This is a genomic window from Salinivirga sp. (assembly GCF_055145285.1).
The window spans coordinates 21260-34829 of the sequence record NZ_JBSRDC010000015.1; the positions used below are offsets into that span (position 1 = coordinate 21260).

The following is a 13570-nucleotide window of genomic DNA, read 5'->3' on the forward strand; positions in this document are numbered from 1 at the left end:
TTGAATCTTCGTTTTGTTTTCAGGCCTTAGTGTGCTCTCCTAATGTTTTTTTGTTTTTCTGTACCCAATAAATTAAACCTATACCGATTGCTATAAAAGGTAAACTGAGCCATTGGCCCATATTTAATTTCATGGTTGCTTCAAATCCAACCTGATCTTGTTTTATAAACTCTATTAAAAATCGTGCACTAAACAAAAGTACTAAGAATATGCCAAATATTTGGCCATTAAGTTGTTTGGCTCTGATTTTCAGGAAATGGAAATGTAGACCAACAAAAATCAGCAAATAGCTAAGTGCTTCGTAAATTTGTGTTGGATGTTTGGGAACTGTTTCGCCTTTTATTTCAAAAATTACACCCCAGGGCAGACTGGTTTCTATACCATAAATTTCAGAATTGAAAAAATTCCCCATTCTGATAAAGAAACCTCCTAATGCTACAACTATTACAACCCTGTCGAGGATCCAAAGATAAGGCACATTGATTTTTCTGGCATAGAGCCAGAGGGCAAGTAAAATACCAACGGCTGCTCCATGGCTTGCAAGCCCCCCTTCCCAAACGAAAAGTATTTCGTGCGGCCTTGATAAATAATACTCTGGTTGATAAAAAAGTGTATGTCCAAGCCTTGCACCTATCAGCGTGCCAAGAAAAACATAAATACTAAGTTTTTCCAGCAATTCCTCTTTGAGCTTATCATACTCAAAGTATTTTTTCATTATTATGTAACCAAAAAAGAAAGCAAAGGCAAACATGAGTCCGTACCAGCGTACGCCATGTCCCCAAATTTCGAATATCTCGGGATCAAAGTTCCAGTGTATTGCTTGTAATATCATGTTTTTTCTGCAAATTTATAAGTATTGTCGGTTATAGCTTTCAAATTTAGCGTTAAATTTTACTACAAGTTTTTCGGCTTTATGTTTTATCCAAAATCTGCAAGTAAAAAAATTAAGGCATGTTTGCGGATTCATACACAAGTATTGTGAACATAATAAATTAAATTCTTGCGGATTTTAGGTTAAAAAAACGCCATTAAGAATCAACCAACTTGTATTATCATGTAATTTTTTATTCCGGGTTATTCTTCTCCCAATCATATTTTTTCTTTTTGGGTTTCATCGGGAGCATCACAGCAGCGCAGCCTGCTTTTCCGTCTTTGAATTTTATGGTCAGATAATAAATGCCGGTTTTGTTACACCTGAAACCAAATGAGCTATCTATTTGTTTACCAGCTTTATTCACATTGCTGCCGTACAATCTAAAGTCATCATACAATTTAATTACGGCAATACCTTTTTTGTTTTTGTCATTAGCTGTTGTAAATCTGTAGAAGGTACCTTTGTTCAGATAAACCGAAAAATTAGCAGTACTGGATTGCTGTTTGTTCAAAGATTTGCCAAATCTTACCTTGAAATGTTTGAGGTAGGTTGTTTATTTAAGTTTAACCTTGCAAGAACCAATCAGTGAATTATTGCACTGCCCATATCCCGACAGATTATAAACAGAAAAGAGCGCTAAAAAAATTAATCTGATACTCATAATTCAATGCATATATGACCGGGTGACCATAAATATAGCATTATCCTATAGGTTACATTATTCTTTAACAGCTACTCTAAGGTTTTCAATAATCCAGGCGCCCTTGTTCTCAAGGGAATTGATGGCTTTTTCAGGCAAAACTATGGTGCTTGTAGAATGTTTCTCAAATTCAAATGTTTTTGCCAGGCTATTGTTTATTAGAATATCGAACTTACTGACCTTAAGGTAGCCATATTCTTTCAAGTCTTTGAGGTTACTTTGATCAAGCCAAATGGTAAAAATAGTAGGGTCAACTTTTGGTCCTGTTTCTATTTCTTCTTCTTCTGGTTGTTTCAGAAAATCTGGTATGTCGTCCTCTTCGTTTTGTATTTTTTGTAATTCTTTACGAACAAAAATTCTTACATAATTCTCAAACTTTTCATCCTGAAAAATGATATAATTTTCTCCCACAGTGTAAGCGGTGGTTTCATATTGTCTGACTTCAAGGGGGCGACAGCCATTACCAGGCACTTCCTGGCAAGGGACATCAGAAACCTTCCCGGTTTTCAAATCAATTTTTTTGAATTCGTTTTTATAAACATCTGTATTGGCATATAAATATTTTCCATCTACATCAAAAACGCTGTTGTATAACTCTACACGCTTTGCTTTAATCCTTAATTCCTGCACGGGCTCCCATGTATAGAGCCTGTAAATATACAGATGAATGTAGCGGTAGCTGGTAGCAGCAAAGGTCATAGCAAGGTAATTATTGTGCTTGTCAACCTTAACTTCGAGTAGCTGACCTCTTTTATGCGTTGGGCCTTTGATTCTTTTTTCAAAGCGGTAATCTTTCAGCATTTCTTCAAGCGGTTGCGCACTTATTGGTTGCAACGCAAATAATGATAAGAGAAATCCAATGACTAGAGCCCTTTGCATAAGCTTGGGTTTTGTGCTTTTCGAAAAATCAGCTTCTTGATTTATTCATCAAGCTTTTTTAATAAACTATTTAGCGATACTTTTTCACGCAATATTTGCGGAATATTATCAATCTCTATCCTTCTTTGCTCCATGGTATCCCGGTCCCGCAAAGTAACGGTATTATTTTCTAATGTCTCATGATCAACTGTTACAGCATAAGGTGTGCCAATTGCATCCTGTCTTCTGTAACGGCGACCAATGGAATCTTTTTCTTCGTAATGACAATTAAACTCATATTTAAGTTCACGAATAATTGCTCTTGCTTTATCCGGCAAGCCGTCTTTTTTGGTCAATGGAAGCACAGCCAGCTGAATGGGTGCAATAGCTGGTGGTAGAGCCAAAACTATCCGCTGGTCTTGCTTGCCACTTTCTTTTTCTATGGTTTCTTCTTTGTAGGCAGCACTCAACACTGCTAAAAACATTCTATCTAATCCGATGGATGTTTCAACTACGTAAGGAACGTAACTTTCCTGCCGCTCATTATCGTAATACTGGATTTTTTTACCAGAAAACTCCTGATGTTTATTTAAATCAAAGTCGGTGCGCGAATGTACACCTTCTAATTCTTTAAAGCCAAAGGGAAACCGGAACTCTATGTCGGTGGCTGCACTGGCATAGTGTGCCAGTTTTTCGTGATCGTGGAATCTGAGCAGTGTATCGTCGTAACCCAATGCTTTGTGCCACTTCATGCGTTTTTCTTTCCATGTGTCAAACCATTTTTCTTCGTTACCTGGCTGTATGAAATACTGCATTTCCATTTGCTCAAATTCGCGCATACGGAAAATGAATTGGCGTGCCACAATTTCATTTCTGAAGGCTTTGCCTATTTGGGCTATGCCAAAGGGTAGGTTCATTCGCCCTGATTTTTGCACATTGAGATAATTTACAAAAATTCCCTGAGCCGTTTCGGGTCGCAAATAAATAGTTGATGCGCCTTCATTGACTGAACCAAGTTTGGTGTCAAACATCAGATTAAATTGGCGCACATCTGTCCAGTTTTTACTGCCACTTACAGGGCAGGCAATTTCTGCATCTTCAATAATTTGTTTTACCTCTGCCAGGTCATCATTATCCATGGAAGTTTTAAAACGCTGACGGGTTTCATCTATCTTTTTCTGGTTAGAAAGCACGCGCGGGTTTGTTTCGCGAAATTTGCCCTCTTCAAAATCATCACCAAACTTTTTGAGGGCTTTTTTTATCTCTTTATCAATTTTCCCCTCTAATTTTTCAATGTATTCCTCTATTAAAACATCAGCACGGTACCTTTTTTTCGAATCTTTATTGTCAATTAAAGGATCGTTAAAAGCATCAACATGTCCTGATGCCTTCCAAACCGTAGGATGCATGAATATGGCCGAATCGATACCCACAATATTTTCATGCAGCATTACCATTGATTTCCACCAGTATGCTTTGATGTTATTCTTTAGTTCCGCTCCAAGCTGTCCGTAATCGTAAACAGCACTTAAACCGTCGTAGATTTCGCTACTTGGAAAAATAAATCCATATTCTTTCGCGTGCGATATGATCTTCTTAAATATATCTTCCTGACTCATAGTATAATCCTTCTAAAATTTGCGCCAACAAAAATATGTTAAATATATGGCTTTTCATAAATGTTTTTATGATTTGTGGGTTTTTCATGATGGAAAGTATCCAATAACTTATAGCATGAAATATCTTCATCAATAAACGAACCAGGTAAAAATATTTATGTATAAAATTGTTTTTTATCGACATAAAGGAATTGAAAAGCTTTTATGCTAATAAATTAAGAGTTTTTTATTTCTTTTGTATGAGAAATTGAGGTTGTCTTAAAGCCTTCACATTATTGATGATTTTGATTCGTATAGGTAGCGTTTTTTGTGAAATAGCATCAATTTTTATTACGAAGAGAAGAATCTAATTATTAGCCATTAGTATGTTAAAAACCGGACTTAAAATATTTTTCGTACTTGCAGCCATTGCAGCTATAGTTTTGGGATATTTTTATTTCTTTGAGCGAAATAAGCATGTTCCGGATCCATTAGAGGTATTCGATAAAGAGGGGATAGTTTTAAGGATTAATAAGCCTGAGAAACTGATTGATGCATTTCAAACTTCCGGGTATGCTTCAAAAAGTCAGGTGCTGGATACTGCTTTTATTGAAACACTACAACAAATGCTGCTCGTGAAAAAACACGAAAAAGTCAAACATATTTTTATGGTGTTTGGTACCACTGATTCTGCATTATCTTCTTTAATTGTTTTTCAAAATTATACTTATCGGCATGCTCGTGATGTTATAGATATTTTTTATAATCATTTTAGTAAGAAGCAAAAGATTGTAGAGAAAATCAAAGACGGGAACCAGTATTTTAGTGTATATGAAGATAATAAACCCAAATTGTTTTTTGGCGAAAAAGAAGGCCTGGTAATACTCAGCCATAATAGAGAGACACTACTTTCCGGTCTGGGGCTAATTGATAGAAAAAAGGATTCTAATATATTATCAAAGTTAAATAACACCGCCAGTAAAGATGTGGCTGCCAATTTTTTCATCAATATTGAATCGTTTGTTGATGAAGTTGGAGGAACATTACTATCCAAACCGGATTCATCTGCCCTTTATGCGCAAACAATGGTATTAGACGTGCATTTAAAACAGGACGAAGTATTGTTAAGTGGGCTTTCAAATCCCGGAAGGGGAAGCCTCGGTGCATTTATAGCACAAGCGGACCAACGTATATTTAGTTTCCCTGAGATTATTCCGGAAGATGCTGCTGTTTTGTATCAGATAGCAGCTAATGGACTCATAGAAGAGCTCCATGAAAAAAACAGACTGCCAAATAATGTGTTGAGCTGGATGAAAAGTTGGTCAGATAACGAGATGGTTCTTTTTGAATCAGGCAACAACAAAGGAATAGGCTTTAAAACTAAAGGCAAATCGCTTGCCATTAATGCTTTGGAGAATTATAAAAAAACCATTGATAATAAATTAAGCGTAGAAAATTACCGTTTCGACAGGGAAACATCATTCGATATTTTTCAGGGTGATTTTAGTTGGATTAATTCTTTTGTTCCTGCTTTTTTTATGAATAAAAACATTTTTAAGTATGCAGCTGCCTCAGGAGAATACATAGTGTTTACTACCCAAAAGAGCCTGTTACAGGGCATATGTCGAAATACTATTCTGCAACAAAACCTTAAAACCAGTTATCAGTTTAAACAGCATGAGCCCTATCTTTCATCGGCAGCAAATATGGTAGTTTACAGCAAGTTTACAGCTTCTGCCATTGCGCCCTATTTGAATAATACAGGCGTTAAAAATCTTGAGCAGCTTCAACTATTTGACATGTTTGATGCTTTTGCCTGGCAAATGACAGGGAGCGGCAAGAATCTTTACAACCATTTGATATTTTTCAGTAACGGGTCAAATATATCGAAGAGTAATATACGGTGGAAAACCAAACTACAAAGCTCAGCAGCACTTAAACCCATAATTGTAAAAAATCACAACAATAACACAGACGAGATATTTGTTCAGGATCAAAAAGATTTTATTTATCTGATCAACAGGAAAGGTCGTATTTTGTGGCAAAAGAAACTGGACGGGCCTATTTTAAGTAAGGTTTATCAAGTGGATAAATACAAAAACAATAAGTTGCAATACCTTTTTAATACAGCAGCAAATATATATTTGATCGACCGAAATGGTAATGATGTGGAGCGATTTCCAGTGAATTTGCCAGTGCATGCTTCTACAGGGCTGTCAATGTTTGATTATGAGCAAAATAAAAGCTACAGAATTTTCATCCCTCTTGAAGACAAACGATTACAATTATACGATATAGATGCAAATATCATTGCCGGGTGGGAATTTAATAAGTCAGATGAAATTGTTACTACGCCCATCCAGTATTTTCGGTTTCATGATAAAGACTATATTGTATTTGCCGACGCCGTGAGGCATTATATTCTCAACCGCCGGGGACAAACACGCATAAAACCAACAAAAATGGTGGGGAAGTCGCCCAGGAATAAAATTTACTTTGATAAATACCAGGCACGTTGGGTCTCAACTACTACCCGCGGGGAGGTGCATTATATCGACTTGTCAGGAGAAGTAGAAACAAAAGAATTAACCAAACTGAACAGCAATCATCATTTTCTGTTTGCCGATATTACCCGTGATGGTAAATCTGATTATATTTTTGTAGACGGTAAAGATTTAAATGTTTTTGATCAATCGGGAGCGCCGGTTTTTCATTACACTTTTAAAAACATCATAACCGAACCGCCTGCATTTTATGTGTTTTCACGGCACAAAGCCGGTATAGGCATCGTTGATCAAAAAGCTGGTAAAGTCTACATGTTTAATCGCGACGGGAATCAATTTAAAGGGTATCCTTATCCCGGAATTACGCCGTTTACCATCAGCCATATTACCGGATTTAGCGGATTTCAGCTTATAGTAGGAAATTTCGACGGGTTTTTATATGATTATCAATTACCATAAATTTACATTATGGATCAATTATTTGCGGCTTTTATTATTATAGGCGTTATGCTGGAAATATATGAACTTAACCGGGCCAGATTAGTTTCATTACCAACCCGGAAATTCTTAGCACTACTGACCTCATTATTGTCATCTGCTATTATATATGGCTTGTTTATAATAGCCGGCTGGTATGCCATGGCCCTGCTTCCGGAACTAAGCTTTGTAGCAAAGAAATTTTTAACGGTGGCACTTATTGCCATTATGGTGGCTTATAGTTTGTTCCGCGATAAACGATACAACAAAGCCGGTAAAATGATTTACAGCAATTTCAATTTGTTTTTGCTTATACTCGTGGGCCGTGGAATACTTCATTTAATTACAGGGTTTATTCTTGCATTAATGGCAGTTCCCGGACTTTGGGTGCTTCAAAGTTATGCTTTTGGAATAGTTGTTTTTGGAATAGGTGTCATATTGGCCAAAGGCGATCGGGTCAGAATCTTTGGCATTAGTGTTGGATACATTAAAGTAGTTTCTTACGCAATAGCAACACTTTTGATTTTAATAAACTGATGATATGATAATTTTAAAATTTTTGCTCATCGTATTCGTGATATTTTATGTAATCTTACTGCTCGGCAGATTATATATCCGTCGCTTTATCAGAAAAAACAGCCGCCAGTATCAGCAGCAAAAAGAACAGAAACAATACGATAGTAAGCGCCACAAAAAAGGGGAGACTTTTGTACAATATAAACCAGACGAGAAAAAGAACATTCCGAAAGACGAAGGAGATTATGTAGATTACGAAGAAATTAAGTGATCCAGTTTTGCACACACAGGAAACTTTTCTATATTTGCAATCCCAATTTAGCCCGGATGGCGGAATTGGTAGACGCGCTGGTCTCAAAAACCAGTGGGCTTTGCCCTTGCCGGTTCGACCCCGGCTCCGGGTACCAGGGTCGTTGAATTTCAACGACCTTTTTTTAAAACAAAACCCCAAATTCTAAGATGAATCGGGGTCTTTGTTGTTGGCTTAAATAAGCCATGAATATAAAGTCTTCAGTTATTGAGTTGGCCCAGGATTAGAAATCGCATAGCCGGGTCGAAAATCACCTACTTCTATTGTTAGGTATTTTGAATTAGAATCTCCTGGTAATAAAATGTAATTGACAGTTGCAGAAAAGGTTTGCCTGCCAGCTGGTTGCCATGTCCTAGTGTCAATCCACTCAATATAACCATGTACGGTTCTTACTTCAAAAGCACCATCTTCATTTTGAAACCATTCTGAAGGAATTGTATATCTGTTATCTCCAGGCCAGTTGAAATGCCATTCTGGTTTATCATATGCTGGTGGCAGTGGTGATCCAACATTTGAATAAGAAACGTGAACATCAGGATAACTTTGACCAAATGCGGTCAATGATAATAAAGCAATAACTGCTAAAACAATAACTTTTTTCATAACACAATGTTTTTAGTTAATAAATAAGTACGATCAAATTTATTTATTAATTTTGAAATAACAAAATACTTTTTTTAGCATATCTTCTGATCTGCGAGGACAAGTCAATTAGAAGAAAAATATTTCTTTAATTCTTGCCTCAAGAATAAGGTGCTGTTATATTGGCCTTTATTGTATATTTATCTCCTACTTAGATATTTGATGCTTTCGAACTGCTCTGAAAAATAACACAACATTAACAATATTGACTTATTTTATTTTCAACTCTGCTATTTCCAACCTTTTTAGCTTTTTTCCAATCTTTGCATGCACCTTTCCTAATCATTTAACCTCATTTTGCAATCGCCCCGAAGCTCCAGTAATTTTGGATCGTTGCCTCTTATTTGAATAGCGCGGTCAAAATCATCTATCGCTTTCCTGAACTTTTTTAGTTCCATCAGCAATATTGCCCGGTTTCTGTATGCTGGGAAAAAGTATGCATTATAATCAATGCTTTTTGTAAATAATTCGTATGCTGCCTGCTTATTACCCTCTAAAAGTTTTAAATAGCCCTTATTGTAGTATGCCTCCGAATAAGTAGAATCATATTTTATAGCTTTATTCATAGCATAAAGCGCTTGTCCATATTGTTTTGTTTTTAGCAAAACACTTCCCGCATTGAGCCAGGCTGGTGAAAAATCTTGCTGTATCTTCAACACATTTTCATATGAATGGTAGGCCTTTTCAAGTTTACCTTTTTTATGATAAGCATTTCCAAGGTTGTAATGTGCAATGTACATTTTAGGCTCAATATTTATAGTCTGCCGGAAGGTTTTAATAGCTGCATCATATCTGTTTTCACTGGTATATGCTTTTCCTTTCATATTAAGCACCCAGGCATTGTCCGGATATTTTTTCTGCACATCACTCCATAGAGCAATGCTATTCTTCCAGGTTTTATTTCTCTCAAACGCATAGATTGAAAGACCTGAAATGTATATGAAGGTAAAGAACAATAATAACTTACGGTTAAGATTAACCTTATCTATCAAATAATATAAAATGATAAAAACACCGATTGATGATATGTAAGTATACCTATCCGCCATCATAAAAATACCAATTTGGGAGGGAAATATTTTCAATACCAGTACTATATTAAAAGTAAAAAATGCCAGCCCAAATAAATATACCCTTTTTTGCTTTTTATAGAAATACCAGAATAAAAATAAAATGAGTGGTATTATTAAAAGGAGAGTAGTGTACCATGATTTGGTTTCATTTAAGATATCATCAGGGTAAGGGTAAAAAGCAGATAAATTTAATGGGATTAGTAGTTTAATGAAGGACAACAAATAAGCGTAACTTGCGGAAGATAACCTTTCAATGGTGGTTAAGTTAATTCCAACCTGGCTATTCTCATTTATTGCTCCATGCCCTCCAAGCGCAACAAGTCCAAAGATTAATGCAATGAGAAAAAACGGTATTTTTTCCAAAATTACTGATTTGGAAAATAAACTTCTCCCCTTTAAATAATCTACCGCTATGAGAGTGACAGCAAGTGTGACAGCCTGCCCTTTTACACCCAAACTCAGCAAAAACAACAAAAGTGAAAGGATAAAAAACTTCCAGTCTCTTTTATCAAGGTAACGAATATAACTTAACAGCGCACTAAAAAAAAATACGCCCAATAATACATCTTTCCTTTCCGAAAGCCAGGCTACACTCTCGGTATGCATGGGATGTATAGCAAAAAGAACAGTAGTGAAAATGGCCAGGTAGTCATCATTAAACAGTTTTCTTATCATTAGAAATACTAACCATGAGGTCAAAAGATGAAGTAGAAGATTATTTAGATGATACAACCAATGGTCGTAGCCAACCAATTGGTATTCAATTGCCCAACTAAGTAATGTGATCGGTTGATATAAATTGTCATAATATTCTGTAAACATCTGTTGAATATTCTCTGCAGAGAGATCTCTAATTAAGTAATTTTCAGTGATCAGACGATCATCATCATAATTAGTGAATTCATTTTGGAAGGTAGGAAAATAGATCGTAACAGTGAGGATAACTGTAATTATTAGCGCGAGATATCGCTGATTTTTAGTCAGTGCTTTTTTCATAAAGGGATTCTTTTTGCTGAATCAAATATAATAAAGATACTTTAAGATCAACCGATATTATAGCGAGAAAGCTTTGCGTAAATGAATTATTGATGTTGTTCAAAATTGAATCAACATTTTTTTAACTTTGAACCCATATTTTGTTTTACAAGCAGTTCGTTTCAATTAAGCTTTATCAATTTAGAACATTTAAAATGGAGTCAGGTAAGGAATTCTCTAAAAACGAAAAACAGCGGAAATTTGATATCCGTTACCTTGAGATGGCCCGTATTTGGGCCAAAAACTCCTATTGCAAGCGCAAAAAGGTTGGAGCGCTTATTGTAAAAGACCGCCAAATTATCTCTGATGGTTACAATGGCACCCCGGCGGGGTTTGAAAATGTGTGCGAAGACCAAAACAACATTACCAAACAATATGTTCTACATGCTGAGGCAAACGCCATTACAAAAGTTGCTAAAACCAACAATAGTAGTCAAGGCGGTACACTTTATGTAACTACTTCACCGTGTATTGAATGTTCAAAACTGATTATTCAGGCCGGAATAAAGAAAGTTGTGTTTACCGAATTGTATTCTAAACACGAAGGGCTGGAGTTGCTGGAAAGGGCCGGGGTTGAGGTATTGCATCTGCCCGATGAGGAAGCTAAAAAACAAAACCGGCATCAATAAGATGATAGAAATATTTTCGTTCTATAATAAAGTAAATTCACATTATGAATTATAAAAACTCACTGAAACACATATTATATCCTGCAATAATTGCATTGTCGATAATTATCGGGATTTTGACACATCGCTATTTCTTCCAGTCTGCACCTGCAGTCCAGAAAATATCAGGAGAACCTTCCAAAATAGATATACTTTTGCAAAAAGTAGCTATCGATTATGTGGACAAAGTAAACTATGATTCCTTACAGGAAAACGCTATTCCGGAAATTGTAGAGAATCTCGATCCGCACTCAGCTTATATTCCTGCGCGATTAAAAAAAGAAGTAGATGCCCCAATTATGGGTGAGTTTGACGGTATTGGCGTGCAGTTTAACATTCGTCACGATACGGTCATGGTTATTCAAACTATTGTCGGAGGTCCTTCCGAAAAGGTCGGCATTATGGGCGGCGACAGAATAGTGAAAGTGAATGATACCGTAATTGCAGGTGTTGATATTTCGACACGCGAGGTAATGAAAAAGTTAAAAGGTAAACGCGGCACAAAAGTAAATGTAAGTGTTAAGCGTCCTGCCACCGAAGAATTAATAGAATTTGAAATTATAAGAGATAAAATACCATTGTATAGTGTAGATATTTCGTACATGTTGAACGACAATACTGGCTATATTAAGGTTAGTAAGTTTTCCATGAATACTTATAGCGAATTTATGCAAGGTGCCAATAAGCTCAAGGCCAAAGGAATGAAGAAACTTATAGTAGATTTGCGTGGAAATGGCGGTGGTATAATGGAAGCAGCTATTCGCATGGCCGATGAGTTTTTAAAAGCCGGTAAATTAATTGTTTATACCCAGGGGAATAACCGGCCTAAGCGAGAATACAGAGCATCACGACAGAATTTTTTAGCCGGTATGAATGTAGCGGTGCTTATTGATGAATGGTCTGCATCGGCAAGCGAAATTTTCGCCGGTGCCCTGCAAGATAATGATAAAGGAGTGATTGTTGGTCGCCGGTCTTTTGGAAAAGGCCTTGTGCAGGAACCCGTCTATTTTGAAGATGGATCGGAACTCAGACTTACGGTTGCAAGATATTATACGCCCACAGGCCGCTCCATTCAAAAGCCATATGAAAACGGTGATGAAGAATCGTATCGTGAAGATATTACAAGACGATATCTGAATGGTGAGTTCATGGAAGAAGACAGCATTCAGTTTGCCGATAGTCTGAAATTCACAACGCCAGGAGGGAAAATTGTGTATGGAGGTGGTGGAATTATGCCGGACATATTTGTTCCGGTAGATACAACTGACGGTAGCGACTTCTTATACGATGTGCGTAGAAGAGGCCTGCAATATAGCTTTGCTTACGACTTTACAGACAAGAATCGCGAAAAGTTGAACACATTTGCCGATTATAAAGCCTTACAAGCTTATTTATACAAGCAAAATATGATGGACAAATTTGTGCAATATGCCCGGGATAAAGAATTAAAAGTCAATCCTGATGATTTAAAAGTATCAGCAAATCTGTTAAAAACTCAAATAGCAGGACTTGTAGCTCGCAACATTCTGGGTGATGAGGGTTTTTATCCAATTATTCATACCGTTGATACCACATTGAAACGGGCTGTTTCGGAGTTGACCAACTAATTGTAAATACGGAGGTACCGGCCATCAAAGCTCGTATTATATGTTTTGAGCGGAAACTCACTCGGACCCTGCGTAACCGATCCATTTTCAATGTAAAACCTGCTCTGACAGGTGTCGCACTGCAGGTATAACTCATTTTCGGAGTCAACGCTTACCCTTGTGCCGTATTCAGCTTCGTAGGGGCAGGTGCGTTCCAAAGCAGAAAATTCGTCAAAATTTTTTCTGTATAGCAAAATACCGCTCAAACCGCCTGTAATATATTTATAACTACCTGGCACCAAATCATTAAACTCCGCACTGTTTATATCTATTGTGATATTTACTTGTGTTTCAGGTACCGGATTTTGATTGTCTTTGCACTGTAATAAAAAGAGCAAAGCCATACCAAATATTAAAAATTGAACTAATTTTGTTTTTTTTATCATTTAATAAAGCAATTAAGATCGATTTTGATTTACAACAAAAATAGACTAATATTACAATTCAAACGAATACTTTGGGTGATTAGTATTTTTTTTTTGCAGGCTGTGCAAGCACTCAGGTAAAATATTCTATTGATCAGGGAAATGTTGGAAAAAGTGGGCGTGTTGGGCTAAAGTATAGAATAGAACAGTTTAAGCAGAATCGTGAAAACAGGAAAGAAGAACGCACCTATCAGCGATCCTTACGCCGTAATGCCAGAGCTATTAAACGGTTTAATCGCCGATA

At 36.5% G+C, this 13570-nt stretch carries 12 protein-coding genes and 1 tRNA gene; 6 read left to right on the top strand and 7 right to left on the bottom strand.

Annotated features, from left to right (window positions below):
- Positions 1-19: 19 nt before the first annotated feature.
- The 4 genes from lgt to ACTB0Y_RS02705 all read right to left on the bottom strand — a co-directional run bounded on the left by lgt (position 20) and on the right by ACTB0Y_RS02705 (position 4051).
- A complete protein-coding gene (gene lgt, locus ACTB0Y_RS02690; protein ID WP_463205250.1) occupies positions 20-832 on the bottom strand; it encodes a prolipoprotein diacylglyceryl transferase in 813 nt (270 codons plus the stop codon).
- 232 nt (positions 833-1064) lie between these two features.
- Complete coding sequence (locus ACTB0Y_RS02695) at positions 1065-1385, bottom strand: hypothetical protein (protein ID WP_463205251.1); 321 nt, start codon at positions 1383-1385, stop codon at positions 1065-1067.
- 207 nt (positions 1386-1592) lie between these two features.
- Positions 1593-2453 carry a hypothetical protein gene (locus tag ACTB0Y_RS02700; protein ID WP_463205252.1) on the bottom strand — a complete coding sequence of 287 codons (861 nt, stop codon included), beginning with the start codon at positions 2451-2453 and terminating at the stop codon, positions 1593-1595.
- A gap of 41 nt (positions 2454-2494) precedes the next feature.
- Positions 2495-4051, bottom strand: coding sequence for a glycine--tRNA ligase (locus ACTB0Y_RS02705; RefSeq protein ID WP_463205253.1), 1557 nt, complete (start codon positions 4049-4051; stop codon positions 2495-2497).
- A 365-nt stretch (positions 4052-4416) separates the two neighbouring features.
- On the opposite strand from ACTB0Y_RS02705, the gene ACTB0Y_RS02710 reads away from it, so the two are divergent.
- The 4 genes from ACTB0Y_RS02710 (at position 4417) to ACTB0Y_RS02725 (ending at position 7934) form a co-directional block, all read left to right on the top strand.
- The gene (locus ACTB0Y_RS02710; protein WP_463205254.1) at positions 4417-6993 is read left to right on the top strand and encodes a hypothetical protein; all 2577 of its coding nucleotides are present in this window, start codon (positions 4417-4419) and stop codon (positions 6991-6993) included.
- 9 nt (positions 6994-7002) lie between these two features.
- Positions 7003-7548, top strand: coding sequence for a hypothetical protein (locus ACTB0Y_RS02715; RefSeq protein ID WP_463205255.1), 546 nt, complete (start codon positions 7003-7005; stop codon positions 7546-7548).
- A gap of 4 nt (positions 7549-7552) precedes the next feature.
- Positions 7553-7798: a DUF4834 family protein gene (locus ACTB0Y_RS02720; RefSeq protein ID WP_463205256.1), complete on the top strand. Its 246-nt coding sequence runs from the start codon at positions 7553-7555 to the stop codon at positions 7796-7798.
- A gap of 50 nt (positions 7799-7848) precedes the next feature.
- Positions 7849-7934: transfer RNA gene (locus tag ACTB0Y_RS02725), tRNA-Leu, on the top strand.
- A 107-nt stretch (positions 7935-8041) separates the two neighbouring features.
- On the opposite strand, the gene ACTB0Y_RS02730 is transcribed toward ACTB0Y_RS02725, so the two are convergent.
- Both ACTB0Y_RS02730 and ACTB0Y_RS02735 read right to left on the bottom strand, forming a co-directional pair.
- Entirely contained in the window at positions 8042-8440 is a 399-nt protein-coding gene (locus ACTB0Y_RS02730; RefSeq protein ID WP_463205257.1) for a hypothetical protein, read from the bottom strand.
- A 317-nt stretch (positions 8441-8757) separates the two neighbouring features.
- Complete coding sequence (locus ACTB0Y_RS02735) at positions 8758-10548, bottom strand: tetratricopeptide repeat protein (RefSeq protein WP_463205258.1); 1791 nt, start codon at positions 10546-10548, stop codon at positions 8758-8760.
- Between the two features lie 194 nt (positions 10549-10742).
- Between ACTB0Y_RS02735 and ACTB0Y_RS02740 the strand changes: the two genes are divergently transcribed.
- Positions 10743-11216 carry a deoxycytidylate deaminase gene (locus tag ACTB0Y_RS02740; protein ID WP_463205259.1) on the top strand — a complete coding sequence of 158 codons (474 nt, stop codon included), beginning with the start codon at positions 10743-10745 and terminating at the stop codon, positions 11214-11216.
- A gap of 44 nt (positions 11217-11260) precedes the next feature.
- On the top strand, positions 11261-12862 hold the full coding sequence (locus ACTB0Y_RS02745; RefSeq protein ID WP_463205261.1) for a S41 family peptidase: 1602 nt from the start codon (positions 11261-11263) through the stop codon (positions 12860-12862).
- On the opposite strand, the gene ACTB0Y_RS02750 is transcribed toward ACTB0Y_RS02745, so the two are convergent.
- Positions 12859-13287, bottom strand: a complete 429-nt coding sequence (locus ACTB0Y_RS02750; RefSeq protein ID WP_463205262.1) for a Rieske (2Fe-2S) protein — start codon at positions 13285-13287, stop codon at positions 12859-12861. The two genes, ACTB0Y_RS02745 and ACTB0Y_RS02750, sit on opposite strands and share 4 nt — an antisense overlap.
- Positions 13288-13570: the final 283 nt, after the last annotated feature.

Coding starts and splice junctions, on each gene's coding strand:
- ACTB0Y_RS02715 (WP_463205255.1), top strand. CDS start 7,003: ATGGATCAATTATTTGCGGCTTTTATTATTATAGGCGTTATGCTGGAA.
- ACTB0Y_RS02745 (WP_463205261.1), top strand. CDS start 11,261: ATGAATTATAAAAACTCACTGAAACACATATTATATCCTGCAATAATT.
- ACTB0Y_RS02735 (WP_463205258.1), bottom strand. CDS start 10,548: ATGAAAAAAGCACTGACTAAAAATCAGCGATATCTCGCGCTAATAATT.
- ACTB0Y_RS02710 (WP_463205254.1), top strand. CDS start 4,417: ATGTTAAAAACCGGACTTAAAATATTTTTCGTACTTGCAGCCATTGCA.
- ACTB0Y_RS02750 (WP_463205262.1), bottom strand. CDS start 13,287: ATGATAAAAAAAACAAAATTAGTTCAATTTTTAATATTTGGTATGGCT.
- ACTB0Y_RS02720 (WP_463205256.1), top strand. CDS start 7,553: ATGATAATTTTAAAATTTTTGCTCATCGTATTCGTGATATTTTATGTA.
- ACTB0Y_RS02740 (WP_463205259.1), top strand. CDS start 10,743: ATGGAGTCAGGTAAGGAATTCTCTAAAAACGAAAAACAGCGGAAATTT.
- ACTB0Y_RS02700 (WP_463205252.1), bottom strand. CDS start 2,453: ATGCAAAGGGCTCTAGTCATTGGATTTCTCTTATCATTATTTGCGTTG.
- ACTB0Y_RS02705 (WP_463205253.1), bottom strand. CDS start 4,051: ATGAGTCAGGAAGATATATTTAAGAAGATCATATCGCACGCGAAAGAA.
- lgt (WP_463205250.1), bottom strand. CDS start 832: ATGATATTACAAGCAATACACTGGAACTTTGATCCCGAGATATTCGAA.
- ACTB0Y_RS02730 (WP_463205257.1), bottom strand. CDS start 8,440: ATGAAAAAAGTTATTGTTTTAGCAGTTATTGCTTTATTATCATTGACC.